The sequence below is a fragment of the Sedimenticola hydrogenitrophicus genome (assembly GCF_025175675.1).
GTDB classification, from domain to species: Bacteria; Pseudomonadota; Gammaproteobacteria; order Chromatiales; family Chromatiaceae; genus Sedimenticola; species Sedimenticola hydrogenitrophicus.
Genome location: NZ_JANIOA010000020.1, coordinates 35,274 through 61,059, shown reverse-complemented (window position 1 = coordinate 61,059; position 25,786 = coordinate 35,274). Strand labels below are relative to the sequence as shown.

The window sequence follows — 25,786 nt, the reverse complement described above, 5'->3', positions numbered from 1 at the left end:
AGGATCAGGTTGGAACCGCCTATGAATTTCGATTTTCCCCTCTTTCTGGTCATTGCGACTTTTTTGACCGGCTTCATCTGGCTGCTTGATGCACTTTTCTTTTCCAGGCGGCGTCTGTTGCGGGCAGGTGGGGAAGGGAGGGCGAAAGAGCCGATGCTGGTCGAATACTCGCGCTCCTTTTTCCCGGTCATTTTGGCCGTGCTGGTGCTGCGTTCCTTCGTCGTGGAACCCTTCAGGATTCCATCCGGTTCGATGATGCCGACCCTGCTGGTGGGTGATTTCATCCTGGTGAATAAATTCTCCTTTGGCATCCGCCTGCCGGTCCTGAATGAGAAGGTGATTGCACTCGATGAGCCAAAACGCGGTGATGTGGTGGTATTCAAATATCCGCAAAATCCGCGTGTGGACTATATCAAGCGCGTGGTGGGTGTGCCGGGTGACGTGATCAGTTACGCTAACAAAACCCTGTTCATCAATGGGGAGCCGCAGCCGCAAAGTCATGTTGAAATCTATAACGGTATCGGTAGCGGTGTCCGGGAGAGCGGTGCCCTGAAGAATGTCGAACAACTGGGCGATGTGGAACATGAGATTCTCATCAACCCCATGGCTCCTGATTTTGGCTATGGTTGTCAGGTATTGATGCGTGGCCCGTTTACCGTGCCGGAGGGTCACTACTTCGCCATGGGTGATAACCGGGATAACAGCAATGACAGCCGCTGCTGGGGGCTGGTGCCGGAAGAGTTGCTTGTCGGCAAGGCGTTTGCCATCTGGATGAACTGGGATTCGAATCGATCGGGTTTTCCGGTGACTTGGGATCGAATAGGCAATGGCATACACTGAAGTGACCCGGTTGCTTGATACCGGCCGCATAATAAATCAGGGGGGAATGATGAAAGGCAATTTGATTAGACAGAAGGGGATGACCCTTACGGGCTGGATGACGGTTGTTGCATTGATCCTGTTTTTTGCCCTGCTGGGCATGAAAATCGGGCCTATATACCTTGAGAACCTGACGGTCAAGGATGTGGTGAAATCGCTGAAGGATGAACCGCTGATCACCAAGCGTTCGGCCATCGAAGTGAAGCAAATGATCATGAAGCGTCTGGACATCAATGGTGTGTATGACCTGAAGAGCGATCATGTCACGGTCAAGAAAAGTCCCGGCATCATGAAGGTTGATGTCACCTACACGGTGCAGAAAAAGATGGTGGGCAATATCGACATCCTGGTCTCATTTTCCGATCAAATAGAGCTGATTTCAAATTGAGAGAACCGGTTGAACGCCTATGCCGGTCCATAGGCTACGCATTCAATAACCTGGGACTGGCCGAAACGGCACTGACCCACAGGAGTGCCGGAAGCAGCAACAACGAGCGCCTGGAATTCCTCGGGGATGCCATTCTCGGCTTTGTGATCGCGGATTATCTCTATGCCAATTTCCCGGATGCCGACGAGGGAGAGCTCAGTCGGCTCAGGGCGGGTCTGGTGAAGGGCGATTCACTGGCCCAGATCGCCAAGCAGCTGGAGCTGGGCCAGTTCCTTAATCTGGGTGCGGGTGAACTCAGGAGCGGTGGGCACTCGCGTGGTTCGATTCTGGCGGATGCGGTAGAGGCCCTGTTTGCCGCGGTCTATCTTGATGGCGGATATCTGGAGGCGCGCAGGGTCATCCTCGAGCTGTTTGAGGATAAGCTTTCACGGCTGAGCAAAAAGTCCCAGCAGAAAGACCCCAAAACACGGTTGCAGGAGTTGCTTCAATCGCGGAAGAACCCGCTGCCGACCTACACTATTATCAGTATAACCGGTGAACAGCATGAACAGTGCTTCACCGTTACTTGCCGGGTGGATGAACTGAATATAATTACTGAAGGCACGGGCAACAGCCGCAGAAAGGCGGAGCAGGATGCGGCCGGCCGATTTTTGAGGCGGATCGAGAATGTCTGAGCAAGCGAGTGGCCGGTGCGGCTTTTGCGCCATTGTCGGACGGCCCAATGTGGGCAAATCGACACTACTGAACCGGTTGATCGGCCAGAAACTGGCCATCACCTCGCATAAGCCGCAGACCACCCGCCACAGTATTCTCGGGGTCAAGACCACGGAATCGGAACAGATCATCTACGTGGATACCCCGGGCATCCATAAGCGCGGTGATCACGCAATGAACCGCTATCTCAATCGTACCGCGCGGTCCGCGCTGGCCGATGTGGATCTGATCCTGTTTGTCGTCGAGGCATTGCGCTGGACGGATGAGGATCAGGCGGTGCTGGATGCCTTGTCCCGACTGACCATCCCGGTCCTGCTGGTGGTCAACAAGGTCGATATGGTGAAGAACAAGGAGGCATTGCTTCCCTATCTCGAGGCGACCGCCGCGCTGTTTGATTTTACCGCGGTGATACCGCTCTCGGCACGCAAGGGCAACAACATCCAACCACTGGAACAGCAGGTGGCCGCCAACCTGCCGGAAGGTGAGCACATCTTTCCGGAGGATCAGTTGACCGACCGCTCGGAACGGTTTTTTGCCGCGGAACTGATACGCGAACAGTTGACCCGGCGTTATGCGAAAGAGATCCCCTATGCCTTGACGGTAGAGATAGAAAAATTCGAGGAAGAGGGCAATCTCTATCGTATCGATGCCCTGATCTGGGTTGAGCGCCAGGGCCAGAAGAACATCATTATCGGGGCCAAGGGCGAAGCCTTGAAAGAGGCCGGCACCCAGGCCCGCAAGGAGATGGAAAAATTCTTCGACAAGAAGGTCTTCCTCCAGCTCTGGGTCAAGGTAAAAAAGAGCTGGTCCAGCGATGAAGGGGCGCTGTCCCGGCTGGGTTACAGTGATTGATCCCCTCCGCGCCCACCTTGTCGGCCGCCTTCCTGCTGCATCGCCGGGACTACTCAAACAGCAGCCTGCTGGTTGAATGCTTCACCGAACAGCAGGGGCGTTTTCCCGCCGTGGTCAAGGGGGCCAAGGGCCGGGGCAAGTCAGCCTCTGGGCTATTACAGCCATTTGTGCCGCTCCTGATCGGCTGGAGTGGTCGGGGCGAAGTGAAAACGCTGACCCACTATGAGGCCGCTGAACGCCTGTTTCAGCTCAGCGGAAAGGCACTGTTCTGTGGCTTCTATCTCAATGAACTCCTGATGCGTCTGCTGCAACGCAATGATCCCCATGAACGGCTGTTCCATATCTACCGGAGATTGCTGATTCAGCTCGCTGAAAATGGAATCGATGAGGCGGTGTTGCGTTATTTTGAGCTGGATATGTTACATGAGCTGGGGTACGGCATTCCGCTGACGATGGAGCATACCCAGGGTAAGCCGGTCGAAGCTGACAAGTGGTATCAGTTTGTTCAGGATCATGGGGTTATCGAATGTCCCGCGGAGAATGAACATGCCATCCGTGGTCAGACGTTGCTATCATTGGAGTCACGGACACTGTGCGGATCCGGGGAGCAAAGAGAGGCACGCAATCTGCTTCGTGCCGCACTGGGTTTTTATCTGGGTGATAAACCTTTGAAGAGCAGGGAACTTTTTCGGCACGCTCATCGGGCGCGAGATTAATTCAAGTAATAAAAGCATATATCATGAACATGTCATATCCAAAATTGCTGGGCGTCAATATCGATCACGTGGCCACGCTGCGCCAACAGCGGGGTACGCGGTATCCCGAGCCGATTCAGGCGGCGCTGCTTGCCGAACAGGCGGGCGCGGACCTGATTACGCTGCATCTGCGTGAAGACAGGCGCCATATACAGGATCGTGATGTGGAGATGCTGGCCGATATGCTGCAGACTCGAATGAATCTGGAGATGGCCGCCACGGCCGAAATGCTGACAATCGCCCGGAAAATAGCGCCTTCCGATTGCTGTATCGTTCCGGAACGGCGTCAGGAGCTGACAACGGAAGGGGGACTGGATGTCGTGGCCAACCAGGCGTATCTCCGTGACTTCTGCGCGGATTTGCAGGAGGCGGGTATCCGGGTGTCCCTGTTTGTCGATGCCGATGAGCGGCAACTGGAGGCGTCCTACGCTATCGGCGTCCCCGCCGTGGAGATTCATACCGGTCATTTTGCCGACGCCCGTAGCGGTGTCGAGCGGGAAAAAGCGCTGCTGAAGATTCAGCAAGCGGTTGATTTTGGTTTAAATACCGGTCTGCAGGTAAATGCCGGTCACGGATTGGACTACCACAATGTGGCAACGATCGCCGCGATACCGGGTATCCGGGAGCTGAATATCGGTCATTCCATCATCGCACGTGCCGTTTTTTCCGGACTAGCCGATGCGGTTAGGGAGATGAAGCGCCTCATTCTCTCGTCGCACAGGGCTTCATGTCTGGATGATGATTGATCTCATATCGATAAAGAAAACCGATTAATCACCCGCGGTTCCGTGCGGATTACCGGAAAAGCGTCCTCTGCCGGCCCAGTATAGTGCTCAAGCTTTGCCCGGCATAGCCGATATATGTCCAAATTTGTAGGGTAAAAGGCCTATTGGCGGCAAAAAAGCATACCATACCCCGCCAGTATTCAAGACCGATTACAAAACAAGGATGAAGCATCGGTGCAGCCATGAAATCTCTCGATCAACAGTTGACGAAATTTACCAATGAACCGGTTGCCCTGCTGGTGCTGATCGGGGCATTGGTCTGGACTGCCCTGGTCGGCTATTCGCTGGACTGGAATATCACCAATCTCAAAAATGAAAAGGCCGAGCTGGCGATCAGCGAGGCAAGATCCAACTGGAACAAGGATCAGGCATTCAGGCAGTGGGCCAGTAAGCATGGCGGCGTCTATGTACCACCGACGGAAAATACACCTCCCAGCCCCTACCTTTCCCATTTGAAAAACCGGGACATCGTCACCACCGAGGGTATGCGGCTCACCCTGATGAATCCGGCTTATATGCTTCGCCAGATCACCAGTGATTACGAGGATACCTACGGTGTCAAAGGCAAGATCACCGGCAAGATCACCTTCGATCCAACCAACAAACCTGACTCCTGGGAACGGATGGCGCTGGAGCGCTTTGAGCAGGAACGGGTGGACGAGGTGATTGAGCAGACCAATATCAACGGCAAGCCTTACATGCGCTTCATGAAACCCATGTATATGACAGAGGGGTGTGATAAGTGCCACGGTATACTGGGCTTCAAGGAGGGCGACCTGCGCGGTGGTGTCAGTGTGTCCATCCCCATGACCCCCTATCTGGACGCGGCCAAAGAGACCTCCGACTCCATGGTTATCACCCATGTTGCCGTCTGGTTTGCCGGCATTACCGGTATTTTTGCCTTTGGATTGTATGCCCGTCATCGGCAGGCGGAACGGCTGGGGTTGTTGGCGAGTCTGGAACGCGGGGCACTCTATGACTCACTCACCGGCCTGCCGAACCGTTTCCTTTTTAGCGATCGACTGCAGGTGTCGATGGCGAGACAGGCCAGGAACCGCAACTATCAATATGCCGTCTGCTTTGTCGACCTCGATCGATTCAAGAATCTCAACGACTGTTACGGACACTCGGTCGGTGATTTGCTGTTAAAGGAGGTCGCGGAACGATTCAGGCGGATCCTCAGGCCAGCGGATACCGTGGCCCGGATGGGTGGCGATGAATTTACCTTCCTGGTAGATGATATAGGCAACCCGCAGGAGGCGATTCTGATTGCCAATCGCCTCCTGGAATCAATTAATCTGCCCTTCGAACTTCGGGGGACTTCGTTGAATATAAGTGCCAGTATCGGCATCTGCTACGGTGAACCCCACTATCAGGCCGTGGACGAGATTATCCGCGATGCCGATATCGCCATGTATCGGGCCAAAAATCTCGGCAAGGGGAGGATAGATATCTTCGCCCCCGAGATGCATGCCGAGGTGGCCAAAACAACCCACATCGAACATGATCTGCACACGGTACTTGACCGGGGTGAGTTGGATATTCATTACCAGCCGATTGTGAATCTGGAATCCGGGATGATCGATGGTTTCGAGGCGTTATTGCGTTGGCAGCATCCCGACTTCGGCAGAATTCCGCCCGACGAGTTTATCCCGATAGCGGAGAGCTCCGATGTCATTCATCGCCTGGGAGAGTGGGTGCTGGCGCGTGCCTGCAGGCAGGTTGGTGAATGGAGTGCAAAGTTTGCTGGTGAGCGCGATTTTTTTGTCTCGGTCAATTTCTCCGCCCGCCAGGTCAGCCACATGGATATCATTGATGTAGTGAAAGAGATCCTGGAAAACGCCGAGTTTAATCCTGCCAGGCTCCATTGTGAAGTGACTGAAACCCTGTTGATCGCCGACCAGGAAACCACGCGAATCAATATGGCCAGGCTGAGCGAGCTGGGCGTACAACTGAGCGCCGATGATTTCGGCACAGGCTACAGCTCGCTCACCTATCTGCAGAATTTTAATTTCAACGCCATGAAGATTGATAAGGAGTTCGTCCAGGACATGGGGCCGGATGGCAATGGCACGCAGTTGGTCAGTTCGCTGCTGCGGCTTGCAAGCGACTTTGACCTGCAGGTTATCGCCGAGGGTGTGGAAACCCGGGAACAACTTGACTACCTGCGGACACAGGGGTGTCACTGGGTCCAGGGTTATTACACCTGTCCACCGTTGGCGGCGGATACGATAACGCAGCTGTTGCAGGCAGGCGCCCAGTCACAGCTCGAAATACTGTTGCGGTTGAATCCGTTTTCAGCCACGGGGAGCACGGCCAGCGTTCCGGAAGGGGCGTACCCGACGGATCCGTCATACGTGACTTCATAGTTAACTACCACCGACCCGGTGATTCAATTCGACCGTCAGCAATTGCAATGATTTTTTTGATATCCAGGTGCGCTTCGGCGGCATCCGCCAACCGCTCAATGCCGGCTTCACGCAACTGGTGGTAATCGGGAGTCGCGGCCTGTTCAAGGCCGGCCCAGGTAAGCAGGGCATCACAGGCGGATGGCAGCTCAAAGAGACCATGCAGGTAGGTGCCGGCGACCTGGTTGTCTTCAGACAGGGCGCCATCATGCCCCTGTTGAAGCCTGACCAGCGGTCTGGACAGTGCCGGTCCCCGGCTGACGCCCATGTGGATTTCGTAGCCACTCACCGGAACCGACGCCGCCAGGGTCAGTTCGCCAGTCACCAGGCGCAGCTGCTTCTCTCGCTCCAGGGTGGTTTCCATATCCAGAAGTCCCAGGCCGTAACTGCTGCCGGGTTGACCCTCGATGCCTTGCGGGTCATGTATGGCTTGCCCGAGCATCTGATACCCGCCGCAGATGCCCAGCACCTTTCCACCCAAACGTAGGTGGCGTTTGATGGCCCGTTCCCAGCCACTCTGTTGCAGATACGCCAGATCCGAGCGCACGCTTTTTGATCCCGGCAGGATAATCAGGTCGGCCGGCGGAATCGCTTCACCCGGCCCGATCCAGCGCACCTCGACCTGTGGATGCAGCGCAAGGGGGTCCAGGTCGGTATGGTTGCTGGTGCGCTGCAGCCAGGGGACCACCACCCGCAGCGGCTTCTCAACGGTGGGTGCGATCTCCGAATTGGTCAGGCTGTCTTCCGCTTCCAGGTGCAGTCCGGCCAGGTAGGGCAGGACACCCAGAACCGGCTTGCCGGTGTGCTGTTCCAGCCAATCCAGTCCCGGCTGCAGAAAGCTCAACTCACCACGGAACCGGTTGATTATGAAACCCTTGATCCTGGCCTGTTCGCTCGCCGAGAGCAGCGCCAGGGTGCCGACCAGGTGGGCGAAGACACCCCCCTTGTCGATATCGGCCACCAGCAGCACGGGACAGTCCACCGCCTCGGCAAATCCCATGTTGGCCACATCGTTCTCCCGCAGGTTGATCTCCGCCGGACTCCCGGCCCCTTCCACCAGGATATATCGATAATCGGCCCGCAGCCGGCGGTGTGACTGGAGAATTGCGGGCATCACCCTTGGTTTGTAGGCGTGGTAGCCCCAGGCCTCCATGTTGTTCTCCGCGGCCTGGCCCTGCACGATCACCTGACAACCGGTATCGGTATTGGGCTTCAGCAGGACCGGATTCATATCCACGTGTGGTTCAAGGCGTGCCGCCTGGGCCTGGACCGCCTGGGCACGACCAATCTCACCGCCATCCGCTGTCACCGCACTGTTAAGCGCCATGTTTTGCGGTTTGAACGGGGCAACACTGAGGCCCTGGCGACTGAATACCCGGCAGAGCGCGGCAACCAGCGTGCTTTTGCCGGCGTCCGAGGTGGTGCCTTGGATCATCAGGGTTTTACTGTCAATCATAGGAGTACGCAATCGAGTAGGTTAGGGATATGCCGGCCCAGCGGACCGCCGTATGGCGTGAGCGATGGCCGGTGACCGAGCAGGGGAGTGCTAAACTTCTCTGTAATAAAGGGCGAATTTTACCATATTCGGATAGGGTCGGGATCGCGCAAGCATCGTTCCCGATTTGCCGATCTCCAGGAGTCTGTATGCATAGAGTGGCCATCGTCGGTGCGGGAAGGATCGGGGCAGCCATCGCCAGGCTTCTGGATGATAGTGGGGATTATAAGATCCTGCTCACCGATCAGTTCAGCCATATCCTGGAATCGATCCGCCTCAGTGATCGGGTCGAAAAACGGATACTGCAGATTGGTCAAGGGGATAACTTGCAGCAGGAGATTCGGGGATGCCATGCCGTCATCTCGGCCTGTGGCTATGATGTCAATACCCTGGTCGCGGAAGCGGCCGCCGCCACCGGTATCAGCTACTTTGATCTGACCGAGGACAACGCGACCACCAGTGCCATAGAACAGATTGCCGAACGTGCCGCCGCGGGACAGGTGTTTGTGCCCCAGTGCGGACTGGCGCCCGGTTTTATCGGCATACTCGGTTTCCACATGGCGCAGCAGTTTGATCAGCTGGACAATCTCAAGCTGCGGGTCGGTGCGCTGCCGGAATTCCCCACCAATAACCTGATGTACAACCTGACCTGGTCCACCCAGGGGCTGATCAACGAGTACTGTAATCCGTGCCATGCCATCCGTGCCGGCCACTATGTGGAGTTGACGCCGCTGGAAGGGCTGGAGACCTTCTCGCTGGATGGTGTCTCCTACGAGGCCTTCAATACCTCCGGCGGGTTGGGCACCCTGTATGAGACGCTGCAGGGCCGGGTGTCCGATCTCACCTATAAAACCATCCGCTATAAAGGGCATCAGTACCTGATGAATTTTCTGATCAATGATCTCCGGCTCGGTGAACAGCGGGATCTGCTCAAGCAGATATTCGAGAAGGCGCTGGCGGTTACCCGGCAGGATGTGGTGCTGATCATGGTCACCGCCACCGGTATTATTGATGGAAAATTCGTGCAGATAACCGACAGCCGGAAGATTTATCATGATGACGTCGGTGGTGAGCACTGGGGGGCCATACAGATCACTACCGCATCCAGCCTCTGTGCCATCGTGGATCTCTTTTTTAACGGCAAACTGCCGCAGCAGGGTTATATACGCCAGGAGCAGGTGGATTTCGATGACTTTATCGACAATCGCTTCGCCGCCTGTTACCGGGCTGCGGGTCGGCCCCATGGCCGGTGACAACAACGAGAGCAGATGACGTGAACAGTACTTGATAAATGCCGGGGTAATCCCCTCCATGGATCGCATGTCTCTCGATGACAGATGGCAGATGAACGCTCGCCAAGACGCCAAGAGCGCAAAGATTAAAGGCAGAAATCGGTTTTCCTTGGCGTCTTGGCGAGAGCTATGAACCTTTACCAATCCGGGACCAGGAAGTCACCGTGGGTACGAAAAGATGTCCGGACGGGGAGGGATTGCGGGGGTGTTGTGGCGCTCATCCAATAAGCCCCGGCCTTGCCAGTGGTAGTTAATATCCAAACCGGGGGTTTCCATGGGCCGGTATGGAACCAACCTGCCGCTGGCGCAGGGGCGCCGTCGGTACTACGGAATTATTCTTGCGCGAGCCCTAAGGTGCGGATTTGCGCCGCGGTAGCCCTGGGATTCCAGTGGCCGTCTCTTGAAGTGACCGATTGTCACGGGTATCCTCTAACCTGTTTGCTCATCCAGGCAGCCATTCGGGCTGCCTGATTTCTTTCCGAGGTGTCACCTGGTCCGCACATGCTGAAATTCTTTAACCGACTATCCAACAACCGCTCACCCTGGATACTGCTGGCGTTGACAGCGCTGGGACTGGAGCTGGCCGCCCTCTATTTTCAGTATGAATTGAAGCTGGATCCCTGTGTGCTCTGTGTGTATGAGCGAACCGCGGTGATGGGCATACTGTTTTCCGGCCTGATAGCGGCACTGGCACCGGGGCTGATGCTTCTGCGCATGCTGGCAATACTCATCTGGGCTGGCAGTGCGGGATGGGGGCTGCAGCTGGCGTTGAAGCATACCGGGATACAGCTCTTCCCCTCGCTCTCCAATACCTGTGATTTCGCGGCCAATTACCCGGACTGGGCAAAACTGGATGAATGGATCCCCTGGCTGTTCCAGCCAACCGGTTTCTGTGACGAGATTCAATGGCGGTTTTTCGGCTACACCATGCCGCAGACGATGATCGGCATTTATGCCCTCTATCTGTTGGCGCTGCTGTTGGTGCTTCTGTCCCAGTTTGCCGGCAAGGAACGTTCCATTTTCCGTGATTGATAAGCTTGTTGTAACTACTTACGGGGTGAGTAGCTACCGCTTGTTTTGCCAAGCTGTGATCGCTGAATCAGGGATCTTGAATCAAACCGCCATCGGTACTGAACTGCCGGCGTTCGTCCGCCGATACCTCAAGCGTGTAGAGCTGCTGGCAGCGTGTTCTGACTCGTAGGATGCGGGTGTGGATATTATCCGCATCGGCTATTCCCGCCGCCAGCTCGAGTTCCGAAACGGCGGCTTTCAGCGCCGGTACGCCACAAACCGCGCAGGCGCCATGTAACCGATGAGCGACTTCACCCAGCACCGGCCAGTCGTGGTTCTCCCAATGTTTTTCCAGTAGTGCCATCTGCTGCGGGAGATCGTCCATGAACTTTCTGAACATCTCCATCGCCAGTTCCTCTCTCCCGCCGGTAATGCGCAAGGCCTCCTGCGGATCATGAGCCGGAAGCGTCTCCGCGGCATCCGCCTTGACGACCTCTTCTGCCGCATACGCTTCGACAATTGCTGATGCGGGTCTGTTTGCACTCACCAGATGGTCGATGGCCTGCCAGAGTTTGCTGTCATCTATCGGCTTGGTCAGGTAGAGGTCCGCACCGGCCGCCAGCAGCGCATCACGGTGTTCCGGTATGATATCGGCCGAGAGGGCAATGATCGGCGTATGACTGCCGGCATATTCCTGACGCTCCATTTGTCGAATCCGGCGGGTCGCCTCTCCGCCATCCATGACCGGCATGTGCACATCAATAACCACCAGGTCCGGGCGCTGTTGCCGATAGGCATTGATCACCCCGACACCGTCCTCGGCCTCCACGATATCGGCACCGGTCATCGACAGAATGGCCGATATCAGTTGCAGATTAATCGGATTGTCATCGGCTATAATGAACCGTTTTCCCTTGAATGAAGGGGTGCTGAAACTCCCGTATTCGATAGCGCCGGACAGGGTGGATGGATTGGTAAAGATCTGTTCCAGGGTGCGTTTCAGCACCGGCAGGGTCACCGGTTTGGAAATGCATCGCGCCAGCGTCAGTGCCTGGAATTTCTCATGAACCGTCGCGTCAGAGCTGCTGAGCAGTATCAGCAGGTTGTTGGGAACGGCCTTTTTTTGCAGGTGGGCTATCCGGTCCATGGCGATTCCGGAATTGATTTCGGCGGCTGAAAACCCGATCAAAAGAAGATCCTGGTCGGCAATGGCCGCCTTGCTCAGTTGTCCCCAGCCGACCTCGGATACCGCCATGCCCAGGCTTTCCATGGCGTGTGAAATAGCCAATTGCGATATCACGTGGTGATCGACGATGGTGCACCGTTTGGATCTGAAGATGTCACCAACCAGGGGTTGTGCTACCTCAGGGCTTTTCGGCAGGTTGAGCATAACCCTGAAACAAGAGCCTTTGCCCTCAACACTGTCGAGGGCGATTTCCCCCTTCATCGATTCAGCCAGTTTTTTACTGATACTCAATCCCAGTCCGGTCCCCCCGTATTGCTTGTTTGTCTGTTTGGTCCCCTGCTGAAAAGAGGTGAAAAGATCTTTCTGGATATCTTCGTCTATGCCTATGCCGGTGTCGGTGACGGAGAATTGAAGTCGACAGGAGTCCTCGGTCTCATCCTCGATCAGTACCCGTACGACAATCTCACCCTGGTGGGTGAACTTGATTGCATTGCCTACCAGATTGACCAGTATCTGGCGGATACGGGTTTCGTCGCCGATCAATTGTGCCGGCACATCCGAATAGATCAGCAGTGCCAGCTCAAGCTGTTTGTCATGCGCCGCCGGGGCCAGCAGTGCAACCGGATCCTCAAAGCAGGAACGGATATCGAAGGGGGCGTATTCCGGTTCCAGTTTTCCATATTCCAGTTTGGAAAAGTCCAGAATGGTATTGATGATTCCGAGCAGGCCGGTGGCGGACTTGTGTATGGTATCGGCAAGTTCACGCTGCTCGGGTGATAGTTTGGATTTCATCAGCAGCGTGGAGAATCCGATAACCCCGTTCATCGGCGTTCTGATTTCATGACTCATGTTGGCCAGGAACTCGGACTTTGCCTGACTCGCCTTCAGCGCGCGTTTTCTTGCCAGATCGAGTTCCACATTCTGTATTTCCAGTGCCTCCATGGTTTCGGTGAGGTCCGAGGTTGCCCGGTCAACCTGCTGTTGCAATATCTCCTGATTGTATTTCAGCGTCCGGGCCATGGCATTGAAGCCCTCTTCCAGACTGCGCAACTCCCCGGCGGAAATTTCCGGTACCGTGACGGAAAAATCACCATGTTTCATGCGAATGACCGCCTGGGTCAATTTGGAGAGGGGGCGTGTTATTTTTCGACTTAATAGCAAGGCAATCAGGGCCGTCAGGATGAGTCCGGTGACACTGATGATCACACTGGTGATGATCGAGTCACGTTGCTGCGCCAGTAGGCTGGTTTTCTCAAGTTCCACCACTACCGAACCGATAGTGGAAGGGGTGACATCGTCCTGGATGAACTGCATCTGATCGGGATAGTCGCCCAGGATATCTGGTTGAAAACCGCTTTGAACCGAGGTAAAGAAGAATGATGATTTGCCGGGATCATGGGTGCCGGCGCCCGCATCATTCGACACGGACTCGCCGATACTCAACAACAGTTTGCCCTGCGCGTCATTGACGATGATGGAGAGAATGTCTTTTCTTTTGATTATCGATTTCAGATTCAACGACAGCGATTCAATATCGCCACTGAATATCCCGTAGAAACTGGCGGCAGCCACCTCCTGCGCCGTGGCATTGCCCTGCGCCTTGAACGCCAGTTCCAGATTGTCCAGCTGTGCGGTGATCAGGTAGGCCGTCAGTGAGATTGCCAGGATGGCGGCCGGGACAATGCCCAGTAACAGTGCCCGCGTCTTGATTCGCGAATAGCGACGTCGTTTCATCATGGTTTGTTGTCTTCCAACATTTGACGAATAATATCAGTCTCATCCGGAAGTGATATTCCCAGTGATCTGGCCACGTTACGGTTGACGGCCACACTGAAGTATTTCGGGTATGACGGGTCCGGCAACGCTCCTGTGCCGGGATGCAGAAAATCGCGGGTGGTTTCCGCCAGGTGGTGCGCGATATCCTCTGGTGTCGAGTAGGTGGCTATGAGCGCGCCGGCCTTGACATAGGCTGACGAAAACCCGATCACCGGTACTTTATTATGATAGCTCGACAACAGGATATTGAAGATGGTGGATCGGTTGAATATGGTTGGGTCGGGGAGCGCCAGCAGGACGTTGCTCTCTTCGAGTACCTCTTTCAGCAATGGACCGAGCCGGTGGGTGTCATCGACATCCCGATAAGTGACCGGGATGCCCTGAATGGCGGCCGCTGCCGAAAGCCTTTCCCGGACAGGCGTGGTTAACGGACTGATCAGCAGGCCGATGTGCGGATCGGGGATGATTATTCTGGCAAGCTGAAGTTGCCGGCTGATCGGCTGGTCAAGATAGATCGCCGAGTGATTTGCGCCCCCTCCCAGCTGTTCATACGCACTCTTTGGTATCAGTGCGTGCAGCGTCGGCAGGCCGGTGTCCAAGTCGTGTATCAGTTGCCCGGCATGCTGGCCGAGGGTGATTATCAGCCGCGTGTTTGGCGGAATGACAACGCGTTCTCCCGCCTTCTCCTGGGCGAGGATATGGATCTGATGCGGTGCGCATTCGGCGCCCAAATCGCCGCACTGTTCATTGAGGTTGGCTTTCAGCAGCCTGGCCACCTGATCGTAAACCGGGGCGGGACTGCTACTGAAGATAACGATATTGCCTTGTGCCGCATTTCCGGCCGGCAGGATCAGCAGGAGAGATAATGCCTGCAACAGCGCAAACAGTACCCTCCTGCCAAATCGGACGGGCACCGGCAGATTACCGAGACTATGGCTGAGGTTCTGGCGACTCACGGTTTTACGCTGGCCGACGCCTCTGGTTACAAGTCACAACACAACCTCCGTGTAGGGAACAGTTCCGCTAATAAGACCCGTTGCAGTTAATACCAGTTCAAACTGGCCTGGAGAAACACCCGCTCTCCCCAGACGTTTTCAGTATGAAAATCCTGGAAATCATTGTCCGGTCCGATGTTCTGAAAGATCAGCGCTATCTCCCCATCGGCGCGTTCCAGCTCAAACGGCTTGGAGATCTTGATATCCCAGCGCCGGTTGATATCGATATCGTCGCCATCACCGGCCCAGTCCACATCATCCATATAGTAATAGGCCGAACTGAGCTTGATCCCGTTATCAAACTGGTGACTGCCGAGTACGCTGAGCGTCAGCGGGGGAACCCGGCGATCGAGGATCCGGTAATGCTCGGGCAGCGTCGGGGGATCTTTCTTGATCTGACTGCCATAGGCGTTGGTCAGGCTGTAGGCGATATGCAGCATGCTGCGCGCTGAAATATCCCAGCGCAGGCCCACCTCGAATCCGTTGATGTTGAAGCTTCCGCTGTTGATATAGGCAAAGGGCTGATCGGGGGCATTCAGATCGGCCACTTCCGCAATCATCTCCTTGATCTCTTCGTGAAACAGCTTCATGTCGAGTGTCAGGCCCAGCTTTTCGAAACTTCCCAGGTATCCCAATTCGAAGGATTCGATATATTCCGGTTTCAAATTGGTGGTGGTCTTGTAGGTCTGCAGAATCGGAACCATCGACCCGGTCAATACCACCGATTGATCGGCAAAATCCTCCCAGAAGGTGGGCATGCGGTAGGCGCGGGTGGCTCGTAGCCGCAAGGTATTCATCTCATCCAGCTTAAGATTCAATGCTGCCATCGGCGAGAAGAACCCCTCCTTCTGGTCAAATTTTTCATACATGCCGCCGAGGTTCAGCAGCAGGCTGTCAGTCATCCGCCACTCGTAGTTGGCAAAGGCCCGATACTGGTCCCGGGTCATCCAGTCGCCCCGTTTGAAGGTCCAGACCCCCTTGGCCTGATCGCGCCGGGCACCCAGACCCCAGACCATGCGCTGGGCCGGGTTGATATCGAAGGTGTGTTGAAATTCCAGGTCATAGCGCTGGGACTTGAATCCGTAACCCAGTGAGACATCCAGGGGCGCAAAGGTGACGGCATCGGAAAAGCTGTCATCGATCTCCTGGTAGTTGTGATAGAACTGCAGCGAATACTCGTTGCCGGGCGCGAGGCTGCGAGTCCAGCGCAGCTGCTGGAAGGCATGGTTGTCCTCGGTGGCGCGGAACGGCTGCTCGGCATCGGCCGGGAAACCGTCCTCGCGGGTACCTCCGCTCTGGCCCAGTTCCAGCAGCAGGGCGTCCCGGCTGTTGATCTGGTAATCGCTACGGATACTCAGCCAGCGGGTATCCGAGCTGTCGTGCCGGGTATCAAAACCGTCGTTTTCGTCATATTTGAGCGCCACCCGGTAGGAGAGATTGTTTTCGACGCCGGCAAACCGGTTGTAGATCTGCCGCCTACCGCCATCGCCAACCAGGGTCCTGACCCGGATGGCGGGTTGTTCCGAGGGGTGTTGGGTGACGATGTTGATGACCCCGGCGAACGAGTTGGAGCCGTGGGTGCTGGCGTTGGGGCCGCGGATCACCTCGATGCGCTGGATGTCGTCCATGTCCAGCTCCTGGTCGCTCCAGGTGACGCCACCAAAGGCCGGATCATAGATCGAACGCCCATCCACCAGCACCTGCATGTCCCGGGCAAAGCGGTCGGCATTGCCATGAGAGGAGACGGTGAACTTGGAACCGGTGTAATGGCCGACCTGGAAGCCGGGCACCAGACGCAGCAGATCGACCAGTTCGATCGCGCCAGACACCTCGATCATGGTCCGGTCGATCACCGTGACGGAGGCCGGTGAATCCGGCAAGGCCTGTTTCAGCCGTGTGGCGGAGAGCACTACCGGCACATCACTGAAAAACAGCTCTTCAGTCAATGGATTATTGGCATCCATTGCCTGAACGGACAGGGAGGCGATCGCACCCAGTCCCAAAGCCCAATACCGTTTGGGGCTGTTTTTAAAGAGATGTGTGTACTCCATAATGCTTCTGTTTTGTTCTCTTGGTGTTATTGATAGACTAATCACCGCTGGCCAGCTACGGGATCGCCGCTGCCGGATAGTCCAGTTCTATACTATATAGTGTGTTCTCTTTTCACAGGACCCTACTGTAACCTTCTCTTATGAAATACCCAACCATTGAACAGTTTATCGGTCATACCCCCCTGGTGCGCCTGCAGCGGCTGCCCGGAAATACCACGAATACGCTTCTGGTCAAACTCGAAGGGAACAACCCCGCCGGCTCGGTCAAGGATCGCCCGGCGCTGAGCATGATCCAGCATGCCGAGGATCGCGGTGACATCCACCCGGGGGAAACGCTGATCGAGGCGACCAGTGGCAACACCGGTATCGCCCTGGCCATGGCAGCGGCGATCAAGGGCTACCGGATGATCCTGATCATGCCCGACAACCTCAGCCTCGAACGGCGCGCCTCCATGCGGGCGTATGGCGCGGAACTGATTCTGGTCACGAAAGAGGAGGGCATGGAAGGTGCGCGGGATCTGGCGCAGCAGATGGAACAACGGGGTGAGGGCAAGGTCCTCGACCAGTTCGCCAATGCCGATAATCCGCTGTCCCACCTGGAGGGCACCGGCCCGGAGATCTGGAATGACACCCGCGGCGAGATCAGCCATTTCGTCAGCGCCATGGGCACCACGGGGACCATCATGGGTGTTTCCCACTACCTCAAGGGGATGAACCCGGCTATCCAGATTGTCGGGGTGCAGCCGACGGAGGGCTCCAGCATCCCCGGCATCCGGCGCTGGCCGGAGGCCTATATCCCGAAGATCTTTGATAAGCAGTGGGTGGACCGCACACTGGATGTGACCCAGGAGGAGGCCGAGGAAGTCACCCGCCGGCTGGCGACGGAAGAGGGTATCTTTGCCGGTATCTCTTCCGGCGGGGCGGTGGCCGCGGCACTCAGGCTGTCGCGGGAAGTGACCCATGCCACTATCGTGACCATCATCTGCGACCGGGGCGACCGTTATCTCTCCACGGGTGTCTTTCCGGCTGAATAAACTCACCATACCCCTGCCGGCGGTCCTTCTCTGCCTGCTGCTGGCTAGCTCCCTGTCCTTGCGGGCGGCGGATCGGCTGACGCTGACCCTGGGCGATCTCGGGGGCGAGGGTTGGCAGGCCAGCGGGCTGGCACTGCAGGTTGACCTCCATGCTTCCCAGGACCGTTTTATCCTTTCCGCCGAGGAGATCAGACACCCCGCGCTGCCGGTCCCGCTACGCATGTTCCGTTTCGACTGCCGGGCCGGCAAGATTACCGGGAGGCAGATCAGTTGCCAGGAAGGTCTGCTCGACCTGACCCTGAATGGGCAGCAAATGGTCGGAATAAAATCAAGAATAGACTGGAAGATAGATTCACAACTTATTGATATACAACTAGATGATATTCCATTGTCTGGTGGAAAACTGGCCGCCTTGATCAACATCGACCGGCAGCGGTGGCACCTGTCGCTGAATGGGAAAGGGCTGGATATCCAGCGCCTGGGAACAGTGCATGCGGCCCTGGCGGAGTCGGTGGAGCGTTTCTCCCTCAGTGGCGGGCTGGGGCTGTCGGCGACCTTGCGGGGCGTCGGCGCGCAGCTCCTGCAGGGCAGCAGCCGGCTCGATTTCAGCCATGTCGGTTTTGCCGATACCAGCGGGAGCTACATCGGCCAGGGACTGGCGGGACAGTGGCGGGGCGAGGTATCGCCGACCAAGGGGCAGTGGGCCGGGACCCAGCGGCTGGCGCTGAACGCCGGAGAACTGTTGACGCCGCAGTTTTATCTCTCCCCCTCTGCACACCCCCTGTCACTGGAGACCACCTACCGGTATCGGGCCGACCGTTCACTGATCTCTCTCGAGCAATTCAGATTCAGCCAGCCGGAGCGTCTGAAATTTAACGGGGCGGCGGAATTCTCCCTGCAGCCCGAACCGCAGCTGGTCTCATTGAATCTGACATCGGAACCGGCGGATCTCGCCGGGCTTTTTCGTGACAATCTCCTGCCGGTGTTGGCCAATCCCCAACTGGAGGATATAGAACTGGCTGGGCGATTCGCCCTGGATATCAGCCATCGGGCCGACGACAGCCGGATCCGCATCGACCTCCAGGATGTCTATATCGAGCAGGGAATACAGCAGCGGGGAGACGGCCAGGGACAATTCGCCCTGTATGACCTGGATGGTGAAATCAACTGGTCCAGCAAGCACGCCCGGGAGAGCCGTATCAGCTGGCAGGGGGGACATCTGTTTGGCGGCATCACCCTGGGGGCGACGGACGTCGCGCTGAATCTTTCCGGGGATACCGTCTCCCTGGTGAATCAGGCCAACATTCCGGTACTGGATGGCGAGCTGCGGGCGGAAAGTTTTGAACTGGCGCGGGGTGAAGCCGGTCCAAAGGTCCGCTTTCAGGGTTATCTCACACCGATCAGTATGGCGGCAATCAGTAGTGCCGTCGGCTGGCCGCCGCTGGCGGGCCAGCTTTCCGGGATGATCCCGGGGCTCTCTTACGAGCACGGAGTCATTGCCGTGGATGGCGTGGCACTGGTGAAGGTCTTCGATGGGGCGATTGTGATCCGCGATCTCCAGCTGGACGATCTGTTCGGCGCACTACCTGCATTGACCGCCGATCTGGAATTGAAGGATATCGACCTGGAAACTCTGACCCGTACCTTCTCATTTGGTAAGATTACCGGGAAACTGGCGGGCCGGGTCACCGACCTCAGGCTGGAAGAGTGGGCCCCGGTCTCATTTGACGCGGCCTTTGCCACCCCGGCGGATGACAAGAGTCGACACCGTATCAGCCAGAAGGCGGTGGATAATATCTCCAACCTGGGCGGCTCGGGCGTTTCCGGTGCCCTGTCCCGGAGCTTTTTGAGAATCTTCGAAGAGTTTGGATATGACCGGCTGGGTATCAGTTGCCGCCTGGAACGCGGCGTCTGCCACATGGGCGGAATCGAGTCGGCCGAGAGAGGCTACTACCTGGTGAAAGGCGGCGGCATACCGCGCATCGATATCATGGGATTCAATCGCGAAACCGATTGGCAGGTATTGGTCAGCAAGCTGAAACAGATCGCGTCGGGTGCGTCACCCATTGTCGAATAGTAGAATAAATGGTAACTACTCACGGGGTAAGGATGTAGGGTGGATAAGCCGGTAGGCGCATCCACCAGTGCTCACGGGGTGATCGGCCTAACTTGCCGGCCTCACGTGATGGCTTATCTCCTCGAATCCGGCTCCATTTTCAGCGCCTGCCCAAACTCGCTTCGCTCAAACAAGGGCAGGCTTGAATCTGAAAAAGGGGCCGGATTCGAGGCGCCATCAAGATCGGCCAACAAGGCAGACCAATCACTTATAGACCCGGTGAGTAGTTACAATAAATGAAGATAAAGGAGCTAAGTGGATGAAAACATTTAAAATAGGCACTGTGCTGGCTACCCTGGTCCTGCTCGCGGCCTGCGTCACGATCAACATCTACTTCCCCGCCGCCCAGGCTGAAGAGGCGGCGGAACGGATAGTGGATGACATCCTGGGCAAGGAAAAGCAGCAACAACAGAAAGAGCGGGAGCAGGGTGAAAACAAGAGCTCCTCACTGGATAATCCACTGTTCAGAGCCATCGCTACCGGGGCAATCGATTTTCTGATTCCGTCAGCGCAGGCGGCGCAACCCGATTTTAACGCCAGCTCAGCGGCCGTCCGCAAACTGCAGGCCAGCATGAAAAGCCGCAACAGTGCCCTGACACCCCACTACAACAACGGCGCCATCGGCTTTACCCGGGACGCCATGATCGCGGTGCACGATGCCGCGGCCATCCCGCTGAAAGAGCGTAACAAGGTGCAGGGGCTCATCAGCAGCGAAAACAGTGACCGCAGCGCGCTCTACCGGGCGATTGCCGATGCCAACGGTCACCCCGAATGGGAGCCGGAGATCCGTGCCACCTTCGCCCGCACCTGGGTAGAGAAGGCCTCCCGGGGTTGGTGGTATCAGAATGCACAGGGCGGCTGGGTACAGAAATAGGTTGTAGCCTGGATGGAGCCCGCTCCATAGGAACCTAACAGGCGCACAGCCTCAGACGGGTGGAATCCAGGGTGGTTAGTCGAGACTGCTTCCCGGATTTCGCCGCCGTGGGTGCATGCGATTCATCCAGTTGGGGGGCGGCTTCATCCAGGCTACGGTGCTGCCGTTGTTATTAACCGAATGAGGATTGATCTGGTTTCATGGGACGCTCAAGAAGACGCAAGTTACCGCAAGATCCGGTCGTGACCGGTATCGATGCCCTGAGCCATGACGGTCGCGGGGTGGCGCACATCGACGGCAAGGCGGTGTTTATCCATGGCGCCTTGCCGGGAGAGACCGTCAGTTTCCGCTATACCCGCGTACAGAAGAAATTTGATGAGGGCGAAGCCCTCGAGATCATCTCCGCGTCGCCTGACCGGGTGGCGCCCCAGTGCCCGCACTTTGGCGTGTGTGGCGGCTGTTCGCTGCAACACCAATCGACCCAAGCGCAGATACAGGCCAAGCAGACCGCGCTGATGGACGCCTTCCAGCGTATCGGCAAGGTGGCGCCGGCAAAGCTGCTGGCGCCACTGGTCGGCAGCGACGCCTTCGGCTATCGGCGAAAGGCCCGGCTCGGGGTTAAATACGTGGCCAAGAAGGGCAAGGTACTGGTGGGATTTCGTGAGCGTGGCTCCCCCTATGTGGCGGATCTCTCCGAGTGCCATATTCTGCATCCCCGGGTGGGTCGGCTGCTTACTCCCCTGAGTGAACTGATCGGGTCACTCAGTATCAAGGAGCGTGTGCCCCAGATCGAGGTGGCCATGGGCGACTCCCGGTGTGTGCTGGTGTTCCGGATCCTGGAGCCCCTGTCGGCGGCGGATGAACAGGCGCTGCTGGCGTTCGGCAAGGAGCGGGAGATCGATGTCTACACCCAGACCGGTGGCCCGGACACCGTCGAGCCATTGAGCGGCGAGCCGGCGGATCTGCAGTATGACCTGCCGGACTATGGCCTGCACATCCACTTTTTACCCAACGACTTCACCCAGGTGAACAGCGACCTCAACCGCCTGATGATCGAGCACGCCCTGGAACTGCTGGCGGTTGCGCCGGAAGACCGGGTGCTGGACCTGTTCTGCGGCCTGGGCAACTTCACCCTGCCGATTGCCAGAGGCGTGGCGGAGGTGGTCGGCGTCGAGGGAGATGCGGGCTTGGTCGCCCGGGCCCGGGATAACGCACGGCGCAACGGCATCGAAAATAGCCGCTACTACACGGCCAACCTGTATGATTCGTTACAGAAAGAGCCCTGGCTGCGCGAACGTTTCGACAAGGTGCTGCTCGATCCGCCGCGCTCCGGCGCGGCCGAGGTGCTGGAACACCTCCCCCGGCTGGGGGTGAAGCGCATGGTCTATGTCTCCTGCTACCCGGGCACCCTGGCGCGGGACGCCGGGGAACTGGTCAACCGGCACGGCTATCGGCTGGTCGCGGCGGGGGTGATGGATATGTTCCCGCACACCGCCCATGTCGAGTCGATCGCGCTCTTCGGAAAATCCTGAACGGACTGGATAAATGGCTTTAGAAATAGAACGCAAGTTCCTTGTTATTAACGATAAATGGCAGGATAACATTCTCTCTGAGGCGATACTGAAGCAGGGCTACATCGCCAATCAGCCGAACGCCACCGTGCGGGTCCGCATCACCGGCGACAGCGCCTGCCTGAATCTCAAAAGTGCGACAAAGGGCATAACGAGGTCCGAGTTCGAGTATCCGATCCCACTGGAGGATGCCGAGCAAATACTGGCACGGCTGGCCGAGCAGCCCTTTATCGACAAGACACGATATAAGGTGCGCTGGGGCGGGCACGTGTGGGATCTGGATCTGTTCGCGGGCGAGAACAGCGGGCTGATCATGGCGGAGGTGGAACTCAGCTCCGAGGATGAGCCGTTCGAGCTGCCCCCCTGGGCCGGTGAAGAGGTGTCTGGAGATCCCCGCTATTACAACGCCAGCCTGGTGAAGCACCCCTATTCGCAGTGGTGAAGCGTCAGGACCAACATATTCAGATAGACCTGCAGCGACAGCAGTTGCGGCTACGGTCCGGTAACGCCTGTATCGCCACCTATGCCATCTCCAGCGCGCGTAATGGGGCGGGCGAATCCCGGGGCAGCGAATGTACCCCACGGGGTCTGCACCGTATCCGCCTGAAAATCGGCGATGGACTGCCGGAAAACAGCGTATTCGTCGGTCGCCGGCACACCGGCGAGATTTATACCCCCGCACTCGCCGCCGCTAATCCGGGGCGCGACTGGATACTGACCCGTATCCTCTGGCTGAGCGGACTGGAACCGGGCAGAAACCGCGGTGGTTCCGTCGACAGCCTGAGACGCTTTATCTATATCCACGGTACCCCGGACAGCGAACCGATGGGGCAGGCGGCCTCCCACGGTTGTATCCGGATGCGCAACCGGGAGCTGATCGAGTTGTTCGAGCGGGTGTCGGTGGGTACTGTTGTGGATATACGCGAGCGCTGCTGAGACCGGTTATTGAACCAGATAGGTGGTAAAGAAGAGCTCATCAATCGTCTCATCGTCCACCAGCTTTTTCATCACGCCCTGGAGTGACTTGAGCGCGACCTTCCGCAGTTTCTCCTTGCCCTTGGTGGTGCGAATCTCGGCTCCCTGCTGATCGCTCAGCAGCAGGATCAGTTCGTGGCGCAGTGCCGGGGCGTGCAGACTGATGGCGGAAAGCTTGGTCTCGTCCCGGGTCATGAGTTGTACGTCGCAACGGATATACTTTGCCTTGCCCTTGACGTTGACCACGATGGAGGGGGAGAGCTCGTAATAGGCCGGCGTCCCGGGCGCTTCGGCCTTATCCACGTTCGCTTCCGCCGCTGACAGTGGGGGGGTCGAGAGGACGAGCATGACACTCAATAGCAGGGTTATAAAACGCATCTTTACTTCCAAATCGGTTTAATCTGTAATGCTCGATCAACAAGCCGCACAGTATAACCGATTGAAAAAATGATGATTGAGGAATTCGCTCCATGAGCCACGGTCCACTCATGCTGGATATAAAGGGCACGGTGCTCACCCGGGAAGAGCGGGAGATGCTGGCCCATCCCGCCGCCGGTGGGGTGATACTGTTCAGCCGGAATTACGCCTCACCGGAACAGGTCGCCGCGCTGATCGCGGATATTCATGCTTTGCGTACCCCGCCTCTGCTGATCGCCGTAGATCAGGAGGGGGGGCGGGTGCAGCGCTTCAGGGAGGGGTTTACCCGTCTGCCGCCCGCTGCCTGGTTTGGCGAACTGAATCGGACCAATACAAAAAAGGCTCAATCCATCATCCAGCGCATCGGCTGGCTGATGGCCGCGGAATTGCGCGCCGTCGGCGTGGATTTCAGTTTTGCCCCGGTGCTGGACCTGGGGCTTGGGCTCAGCAGCGTGATTGGCGACCGCGCCTTTGGCGCGGAGCCGGTGGTGGTGGCCGAGCTGGCCCATGCCTGGATGATGGGCGTCCATGAGGCAGGGATGGCCGCGGTAGGCAAGCATTTCCCCGGGCATGGCGGCGTGACCGAAGACTCCCATTGCGAATTGCCGGTGGATCGTCGCCCGACGGGCCACCTGCTGATGGAGGATCTGGTGCCGTTTCAGCGCATGATCGATTACGGGCTGGAGGCAATCATGCCCGCCCATGTGATCTATGAGCAGGCGGACCGGGAACTGGCCGGCTTTTCCCGCTACTGGTTGCAGGATGTCCTGCGCAATCAGCTCGGCTTCCAGGGCGTGATCTTCAGCGACGACCTCACCATGGCCGCCGCCGAACAGGCGGGGGGGTATGCCGAACGGGCCCGGGCGGCGCTGGCGGCGGGGTGCGATATGGTACTGGTCTGCAATAACCCGGCGGGTGCCGCCGAGGTGCTGGCGGCGCTGGCCGACCACAGCGATCCGGCAGCGCAGATGCGGCTGGTGCGCATGCACGGCAGAAAGGCCCTCGCCAGGGAGGCTCTGCACCTCGATCCGCGCTGGAGCGAGGCGCTGGAAATCGTCGCCCGGTATGAAGAGAACCCCTCCCTGGACCTGGATTTGTAACTTCTGACGTAACTACTCACCCCTATCCGCACCACGGAGACACAGAGATCACAGAGAAACCACAAGATTCTCTTACGGGTCCATCCTCTGGTCCGTAAATGGTACACCCCTGTACCACTGACAACTCCATCCTGTAGTCCGTAAGCGGTGCATTACAGGGTCGAGGGGATCTGAGTGCAATGGCTGCTCCAATAATCCGCCACGCTACATTGCTCAGTTAACCTCTGTGTCGTGTCCTCTGTGCCTCCGTGGTGCATTGGTGGTGCTTTCATGGACACCTCGGGTAAGTAGTTACTAAAGATCTTCCTGTGGCATAATCGCCCACCTATTAGAGAGAATCTAATAACGGACGCAAGATCAACAAACAATTCAATTTAGAGGATTTCAACGTGGGCGTACTTGTAGGACGTGAAGCACCTGATTTTACCGCACCGGCGGTACTCGGCAGCGGCGAGATTGTCGACAGTTACAACCTGAAGGAGGCGACAGCGGGGAAGTACAAGGTACTGTTTTTCTATCCGCTCGATTTCACCTTTGTCTGTCCTTCGGAACTGATCGCCTTTGATCACAGATTGGCGGAATTCAGCAAACGCAATGTGGAAGTGGTCGGCATCTCAATCGACTCCCATTTCACCCACAACGCCTGGCGCAATACCCCGGTGAATCAGGGCGGTATCGGGCCGGTGGGCTACACCCTGGTGGCCGACATGACCCATGCGATCTGCAAGGCTTACGACGTGGAGACGCCCGACGGTGCCGTGGCGTTCCGCGGATCCTTCCTGATCGACAAGGCGGGCCTGGTCCGTCACCAGGTGGTCAATGACCTGCCGCTGGGGCGCAATATCGACGAGATGCTGCGCATGATCGATGCCCTGCAGTTCACCGAGGAGCACGGCGAAGTCTGCCCGGCCGGCTGGAAACAGGGGGAGAAGGGGATGTCCGCCTCTCCGGATGGGGTGGCCACCTATCTGGCGGAGAATGCCGAGAGCCTCTGACAGGCCGTGCACCCGAACAGAGCCGGTTACCACCCGTGGTGACCGGCTTTTTTTATTGAGTATGCCCGCAGGCAAGGTATGCTAAGTCACCTGAGCGGTCGATGCCGCATTGAGGCC

General features: G+C 57.4%; 22 protein-coding genes. 17 read left to right on the top strand and 5 right to left on the bottom strand.

All coding sequences use genetic code 11. The features are described 5' to 3' along the window. The first annotated feature begins 21 nt into the window (after positions 1-21). The 7 genes from lepB (at position 22) to NPX02_RS12300 (ending at position 6,742) form a co-directional block, all read left to right on the top strand. Entirely contained in the window at positions 22-840 is an 819-nt protein-coding gene (gene lepB, locus NPX02_RS12330) for a signal peptidase I (RefSeq protein ID WP_260293909.1), read from the top strand. After that, on the top strand, positions 827-1,267 hold the full coding sequence (locus NPX02_RS12325; protein ID WP_260293908.1) for a DUF4845 domain-containing protein: 441 nt from the start codon (positions 827-829) through the stop codon (positions 1,265-1,267). The genes lepB and NPX02_RS12325 overlap by 14 nt, the downstream gene beginning before the upstream one ends. Continuing rightward, on the top strand, positions 1,264-1,941 hold the full coding sequence (gene rnc, locus NPX02_RS12320) for a ribonuclease III (RefSeq protein WP_260293907.1): 678 nt from the start codon (positions 1,264-1,266) through the stop codon (positions 1,939-1,941). Before NPX02_RS12325 ends, rnc begins: the two co-directional genes overlap by 4 nt. Then, positions 1,934-2,833: a GTPase Era gene (era, locus tag NPX02_RS12315; protein ID WP_260293906.1), complete on the top strand. Its 900-nt coding sequence runs from the start codon at positions 1,934-1,936 to the stop codon at positions 2,831-2,833. Before rnc ends, era begins: the two co-directional genes overlap by 8 nt. Beyond that, on the top strand, positions 2,830-3,549 hold the full coding sequence (gene recO, locus NPX02_RS12310) for a DNA repair protein RecO (protein WP_260293905.1): 720 nt from the start codon (positions 2,830-2,832) through the stop codon (positions 3,547-3,549). The genes era and recO overlap by 4 nt, the downstream gene beginning before the upstream one ends. A gap of 23 nt (positions 3,550-3,572) precedes the next feature. Then, the gene (gene pdxJ, locus NPX02_RS12305) at positions 3,573-4,334 is read left to right on the top strand and encodes a pyridoxine 5'-phosphate synthase (protein ID WP_418067329.1); all 762 of its coding nucleotides are present in this window, start codon (positions 3,573-3,575) and stop codon (positions 4,332-4,334) included. Positions 4,335-4,555: 221 nt separating this feature from the next. Further along, entirely contained in the window at positions 4,556-6,742 is a 2,187-nt protein-coding gene (locus NPX02_RS12300) for an EAL domain-containing protein (RefSeq protein ID WP_260293903.1), read from the top strand. A 4-nt stretch (positions 6,743-6,746) separates the two neighbouring features. Here NPX02_RS12300 and NPX02_RS12295 read toward each other — a convergent pair whose 3' ends face one another. Next, on the bottom strand, positions 6,747-8,234 hold the full coding sequence (locus tag NPX02_RS12295) for a cobyric acid synthase (protein WP_335342560.1): 1,488 nt from the start codon (positions 8,232-8,234) through the stop codon (positions 6,747-6,749). Positions 8,235-8,425: 191 nt separating this feature from the next. On the opposite strand from NPX02_RS12295, the gene NPX02_RS12290 reads away from it, so the two are divergent. Together NPX02_RS12290 and dsbB are read left to right on the top strand one after the other, a co-directional pair. Then, positions 8,426-9,529 (top strand): saccharopine dehydrogenase family protein, encoded by a 1,104-nt coding sequence (locus tag NPX02_RS12290; RefSeq protein ID WP_260293900.1) that lies wholly within the window; start codon positions 8,426-8,428, stop codon positions 9,527-9,529. A gap of 540 nt (positions 9,530-10,069) precedes the next feature. Continuing rightward, entirely contained in the window at positions 10,070-10,600 is a 531-nt protein-coding gene (gene dsbB / locus NPX02_RS12285; RefSeq protein WP_260293899.1) for a disulfide bond formation protein DsbB, read from the top strand. A 67-nt stretch (positions 10,601-10,667) separates the two neighbouring features. On the opposite strand, the gene NPX02_RS12280 is transcribed toward dsbB, so the two are convergent. The 3 genes from NPX02_RS12280 to NPX02_RS12270 all read right to left on the bottom strand — a co-directional run bounded on the left by NPX02_RS12280 (position 10,668) and on the right by NPX02_RS12270 (position 16,539). Next, positions 10,668-13,502, bottom strand: a complete 2,835-nt coding sequence (locus NPX02_RS12280) for an ATP-binding protein (RefSeq protein ID WP_260293897.1) — start codon at positions 13,500-13,502, stop codon at positions 10,668-10,670. Beyond that, positions 13,499-14,497: an ABC transporter substrate-binding protein gene (locus NPX02_RS21475; protein WP_260293896.1), complete on the bottom strand. Its 999-nt coding sequence runs from the start codon at positions 14,495-14,497 to the stop codon at positions 13,499-13,501. Before NPX02_RS21475 ends, NPX02_RS12280 begins: the two co-directional genes overlap by 4 nt. Positions 14,498-14,583: 86 nt before the next feature. Next, complete coding sequence (locus NPX02_RS12270) at positions 14,584-16,539, bottom strand: TonB-dependent receptor plug domain-containing protein (protein ID WP_260293895.1); 1,956 nt, start codon at positions 16,537-16,539, stop codon at positions 14,584-14,586. Between the two features lie 188 nt (positions 16,540-16,727). Between NPX02_RS12270 and cysM the strand changes: the two genes are divergently transcribed. The 6 genes from cysM to NPX02_RS12240 all read left to right on the top strand — a co-directional run bounded on the left by cysM (position 16,728) and on the right by NPX02_RS12240 (position 23,118). Beyond that, positions 16,728-17,621 (top strand): cysteine synthase CysM, encoded by an 894-nt coding sequence (cysM, locus tag NPX02_RS12265; RefSeq protein ID WP_260293894.1) that lies wholly within the window; start codon positions 16,728-16,730, stop codon positions 17,619-17,621. Next, positions 17,602-19,698 carry a hypothetical protein gene (locus NPX02_RS12260; protein ID WP_260293892.1) on the top strand — a complete coding sequence of 699 codons (2,097 nt, stop codon included), beginning with the start codon at positions 17,602-17,604 and terminating at the stop codon, positions 19,696-19,698. Before cysM ends, NPX02_RS12260 begins: the two co-directional genes overlap by 20 nt. A gap of 298 nt (positions 19,699-19,996) precedes the next feature. Continuing rightward, complete coding sequence (locus NPX02_RS12255) at positions 19,997-20,611, top strand: YdbL family probable chaperone protein (RefSeq protein ID WP_260293891.1); 615 nt, start codon at positions 19,997-19,999, stop codon at positions 20,609-20,611. Between the two features lie 200 nt (positions 20,612-20,811). After that, complete coding sequence (gene rlmD, locus NPX02_RS12250) at positions 20,812-22,143, top strand: 23S rRNA (uracil(1939)-C(5))-methyltransferase RlmD (RefSeq protein ID WP_260293889.1); 1,332 nt, start codon at positions 20,812-20,814, stop codon at positions 22,141-22,143. A gap of 13 nt (positions 22,144-22,156) precedes the next feature. After that, entirely contained in the window at positions 22,157-22,624 is a 468-nt protein-coding gene (locus tag NPX02_RS12245) for a CYTH domain-containing protein (protein ID WP_260293888.1), read from the top strand. Further along, entirely contained in the window at positions 22,621-23,118 is a 498-nt protein-coding gene (locus NPX02_RS12240; protein WP_418067330.1) for a L,D-transpeptidase family protein, read from the top strand. Before NPX02_RS12245 ends, NPX02_RS12240 begins: the two co-directional genes overlap by 4 nt. A 6-nt stretch (positions 23,119-23,124) precedes the next feature. On the opposite strand, the gene NPX02_RS12235 is transcribed toward NPX02_RS12240, so the two are convergent. Continuing rightward, positions 23,125-23,535 carry a flagellar basal body-associated FliL family protein gene (locus NPX02_RS12235; protein ID WP_260293886.1) on the bottom strand — a complete coding sequence of 137 codons (411 nt, stop codon included), beginning with the start codon at positions 23,533-23,535 and terminating at the stop codon, positions 23,125-23,127. A 92-nt stretch (positions 23,536-23,627) separates the two neighbouring features. Between NPX02_RS12235 and nagZ the strand changes: the two genes are divergently transcribed. Together nagZ and NPX02_RS12225 are read left to right on the top strand one after the other, a co-directional pair. Then, positions 23,628-24,674 carry a beta-N-acetylhexosaminidase gene (nagZ, locus tag NPX02_RS12230; RefSeq protein ID WP_260293885.1) on the top strand — a complete coding sequence of 349 codons (1,047 nt, stop codon included), beginning with the start codon at positions 23,628-23,630 and terminating at the stop codon, positions 24,672-24,674. Positions 24,675-25,063: 389 nt separating this feature from the next. Then, positions 25,064-25,669, top strand: coding sequence for a peroxiredoxin (locus NPX02_RS12225; RefSeq protein ID WP_260293884.1), 606 nt, complete (start codon positions 25,064-25,066; stop codon positions 25,667-25,669). Positions 25,670-25,786: the final 117 nt, after the last annotated feature.